This is a genomic window from Mycobacterium szulgai, from assembly GCF_002116635.1.
GTDB classification, from domain to species: domain Bacteria; phylum Actinomycetota; class Actinomycetes; order Mycobacteriales; family Mycobacteriaceae; genus Mycobacterium; species Mycobacterium szulgai.
The window spans coordinates 1-4,470 of record NZ_LQPW01000164.1; the positions used below are offsets into that span (position 1 = coordinate 1).

1 protein-coding gene is annotated in these 4,470 nt (G+C 79.7%); it reads right to left on the reverse strand.

Annotated features, from left to right (window positions below; translation table 11 throughout):
- Positions 1-4,470 (reverse strand): PE family protein (locus AWC27_RS32915; RefSeq protein ID WP_169726863.1); only part of this gene is annotated, 4,470 nt, incomplete at both ends.

Sequence of the window (4,470 nt, forward strand, 5' to 3'; positions counted from 1 at the left end):
GATGCCGCCCGCGCCACCAACCCCGGCGTCGCCGCCCTTGCCGCCGGTGCCGCCGGTGGCGCCGACGCCGGTGGTGCCGTCGGCGCCGGAGCCACCAGCACCGCCAATTCCGCCCTGGCCGCCCTGGCCGCCCTTGCCACCGGAGCCGTTGGTGCCGCCAGTACCGGAGCCGCCGCCCTGGCCGCCCTGGCCGCCGGCGCCGCCGGCGAATCCGGCGCCGCCGGTGGCGCCGCTGCCCGGGGTTCCGTTGGTGCCGTTGCCGCCTTGGCCGCCCTGGCCGCCGACGCCACCTTGGCCGCCGGTGCCCGCATTGCCGGTAGCGCCATCCGTACCGCCGCTCCCGCCGGTACCCGCGATGCCGCCCGCGCCACCAACCCCGGCGTCGCCGCCCTTGCCGCCGGTGCCGCCGGTGGCGCCGACGCCGGTGGTGCTGTCGGCGCCGGAGCCACCAGCACCGCCAATTCCGCCCTGGCCGCCCTGGCCGCCCTTGCCGCCGGAGCCGTTGGTGCCGCCGGTGCCGGAGCCGCCGCCCTGGCCGCCCTGGCCCCCGGCGCCGCCGGCGAACCCGGCGCCGCCGGTGGCGCCGCTGCCCGCGGCCGCGTCCGTGCCGTTGCCGCTGTTGCCGCCCTGTCCGCCGACGCCACCTTGGCCGCCGGTGCCCGCATTGCCGGTAGCGCCATCCGTACCGCCGCTGCCACCAGTGCCGGCCGTGCCGCCGGTTCCGCCGGCTCCGGCGTCGCCGCCCTTGCCGCCGGTGCCGCCGGTGGCGCCGATGCCGGTGGTGCTGTCGGCGCCGGAGCCGCCGGTGCCGCCGGTGCCGCCGGTGCCGCCCTTGCCGCCGGTGCCGCCGGTGCCGTTGGTGCCGCCGGTGCCGGAGCCGCCGCCCTGGCCACCTTGGCCCCCGGCGCCGCCGGCGAACCCGGCGCCACCGGTGGCGCCACTGCCCGCGGCCGCGTCGCTTCCGTTGCCGCTGTTACCGCCCTGGCCGCCGGCGCCGCCCTGACCGCCGGTGCCGGCGTTGCCCGTGGCGCCACCCGTGCCGCCGGTGCCGCCGGTACCCACCGCGCCGCCGGTGCCGCCGGCCCCGGCGTCGCCGCCCTGGCCGCCGGTACCGCCCGTAGCGCCGATGCCAGTGGTGCTGTTGGCGCCGGAGCCGCCAGTACCGCCGATGCCGCCCTGGCCGCCCTGGCCGCCCTTGCCGCCGGTGCCGTTGGTGCCGCCGGTGCCCGAGCCGCCGCCCTGGCCGCCTTGGCCGCCGGCGCCGCCGGCGAACGCATTGCCGCCGGTGGCGCCGCTGCCCGCGGCGGCGTCGGTGCCGTTGCCGCCGGTACCGCCGGCGCCGCCGGTGCCGCCCTTGCCGCCGGAGCCGGCGTTGCCCGTGGCGCCACCCGTTCCGCCGGTGGCGCCCGTTCCTACCCCACCGCCGGCGCCGCCGGCCCCAGCGGTGCCGCCCTGGCCGCCGGTACCGCCGGTGGCGCCGACGCCGGTGGTGCTGTTGGCTCCGGAACCACCGGTGCCGCCGACACCGCCGGTGCCGCCGGTGCCGCCTTGACCGCCTGTGCCGTTGGTGCCGCCGGACGCGGCATTGCCGCCTTGGCCACCTTGACCGCCTTGGCCGCCGGCGAATGCGATGCCACCGGTGGCGCCGCTGCCCGCGGCGGCGTTCGTGCCATTGCCGCCCGTGCCGCCGGTGCCACCCATGCCGCCGGTGCCGCCGGTTCCTACGCCGCCTGCTACGCCGCCAGTTCCGCCGCCGGTACCCGCGGCGCCTCCGGCGCCGGCGTCTCCGCCTTGGCCGCCGATGCCGCCGGTGGAACCCACACCCGTGGTGCTGTCAGCACCCGATCCGCCGGTGCCGCCGGTGCCGCCGGTGCCGCCCAGACCGCCAGAGCCGGTGGTTCCGCCGGCGGCGGCGCTGCCGCCGGCTCCGCCGGTGCCCCCGGCACCACCCTTGGCGCCCGTGCCACCGGCCAGGCCCGATCCTGCGGTGGCGTTGGTACCGCTGAGGCCGGTACCGCCGGTGCCGCCGGTGCCGCCGTCGCCGGCAACGCCAGCGATTCCGGCGGATCCGCCGTTGGTGCCGGCAACACCGCCTGAGCCGGCGGTTCCGCCTTGGCCGCCGGTACCGCCGGTGCCGCCGACACCAGCGGCAATGGAGCTCTTGCCCGAGCCGCCTTGGCCGCCGGTGCCGCCGGAGCCGCCGGTTCCGCCGGTGCCGCCGGTGCCACCGCCGGTGCCGCCGATACCCGCGCCACCTTGACCGCCATCACCGCCGGCGCCGCCTTTAGCGCCGGTGCCGCCGATCACGCCTGACCCGGCAGCGGCATTGATACCGGCGCCGCCAGCGCCGCCGGTGCCTCCGTTGCCGCCGTCGCCGGCGGTGCCGGTGTTACCGGCCGTGCCGCCGCTGCTGCCCGCGGCCCCACCCGCACCGGCTGCTCCGCCGATCCCGCCGTCGCCGCCATCACCACCTGGGGCAGCGGTCGCTCCGCTGCCGCCGTCGCCGCCGTTGCCGCCGTTGCCGCCGTGGCCGCCGCTGCCACCCGTTCCGCCGCCGACTCCACCGATACCGGCGCCGCCCTTACCGCCGGTTCCGCCGCCACCGCCGGCGCCGCCCAGACCGCCCCCACCAGACGTCAATGGATTGGCATTTGAACCGGTGCTGCCAGCACCGCCGGTGCCGCCGTCTCCGCCGTTGCCGGCGATGCCCGTGCTGCCCGCCGTACCGCCACCGGTACCGGCCGCACCCCCGGCGCCGGCGCTACCGCCCATACCACCGGTGCCGCCCTTGCCACCCGGGGCGCCGGTACCGTTGCCGTCGCCGCCGGTGCCGCCCACACCGCCGTCACCGCCGTGGCCGCCGGTACCACCGATGCCGCCGCCGGATCCGCCGATACCGGCACCGCCTTGACCACCCGTTCCGCCCGCACCACCATTGAACCCGGTGCCGCCGCCAACACTCGGCGGACCGTTGGTGCCTGCAGTGCCGGTACCGCCGGTGCCGCCGTTACCGCCGTTACCGGCAGTGCCCCTCGTGCCGGCCGTACCGCCGCCGGTACCGGCAGCACCACCAGCGCCCGCTGCACCGCCGGTCCCGCCAGTACCGCCGCTGCCGCCGTCAGAGCCCGCGGAGGTCCCGTTACCGCCGGTCCCGCCGGTGCCGCCGACGCCGCCGTGGCCACCGGTTCCGCCGGTACCGCCCCCGACCCCGCTGATACCGGCGCCGCCCTGACCGCCGGTACCGCCGGCGCCGCCGATGCCGCCGGTACCGCCACCGAGTCCGGCCCCGGCGTTGGTGCCGGCGCCGCCGGCACCGCCGTTGCCGCCGTTGCCGCCGTTACCGGCCACGCCGTTGGCGCCGGCCGCACCGCCGCCGGCGCCGGCAGCGCCGCCAGCACCAGCCGCCCCGCCGATCCCGCCGGTGCCGCCCTTGCCGCCGGTTGCACCGGCCGCGGTGGCATCGCCGCCGTTGCCGCCGTTGCCGCCGACGGCCCCGTTGCCGCCCTTGCCGCCGGTGCCGCCGCCCACTCCGCCGATGCCTGCGCCGCCTTGACCGCCAGTGCCACCAGCGCCGCCAGCGGATCCGTTGCCGCCTCCCACGCCGGCACCGCCGTCGCCGCCGGTACTGCCCGCGCCGCCGTTCCCGCCAGCCCCGCCGTTGCCCGCGGTGCCCGTGGCGCCGCTGCTACCGCCAGCTCCGCCGGCACCGACCGCACCGCCAGCACCAGCTGCGCCGCCGATTCCACCAGTGCCGCCCTTGCCGCCCGCCACGCCGGCGACGGTGCTGCTGCCGCCGTTGCCGCCGTCCCCGCCAACGCCGCCGATCCCGCCAGCGCCGCCGGTGCCGTTGGTGCCACCGGTCCCGGAGCCACCGCCCTGGCCGCCTTGGCCGCCCTTGCCGCCGGCGAACCCGGTGCCGCCTGTGGCGCCGCTGCCCGTCGCCGCATCGGTGCCTACACTGCCGGATCCGCCGCCCCCACCGCTTCCACCTATACCGCCGGTTCCCGCATTTCCTACTGTGCCGCCGCTACCACCAGATCCCACCGAACCACCAGCACCTGCTGCGCCACCGGTCCCGCCGATCCCGCCGGTGCCGCCGTCGGCGTTGGTGCCGGAGCCGCCGGTACCGCCTACGCCGCCCTGGCCGCCCTTGCCGCCTTGACCGCCAGAACCGTTGGTGCCCCCGGTACCGGAGTCGCCGCCTTGGCCGCCCTGGCCGCCTTGGCCGCCGGCGAAGCCGGTGCCGCCGGTAGCGCCGCTGCCCGTTGTGGCGTCGGTGCCGTTGGCGCCTTGGCCGCCTTGGCCGCCGGTGCCGCCTTGGCCGCCGGTGCCGGCGTTGCCGGTGGTGCCGGTGGTGCCGCCGGTGCCGCCGCTGCCGGTGCCGCCGCCGCCACCGCCGGCACCCGCGGCGCCGCCTTGGCCGCCGGTGCCTCCGGTGGAGCCGACGCCGGTGGTGCTGTCGGCGCCACT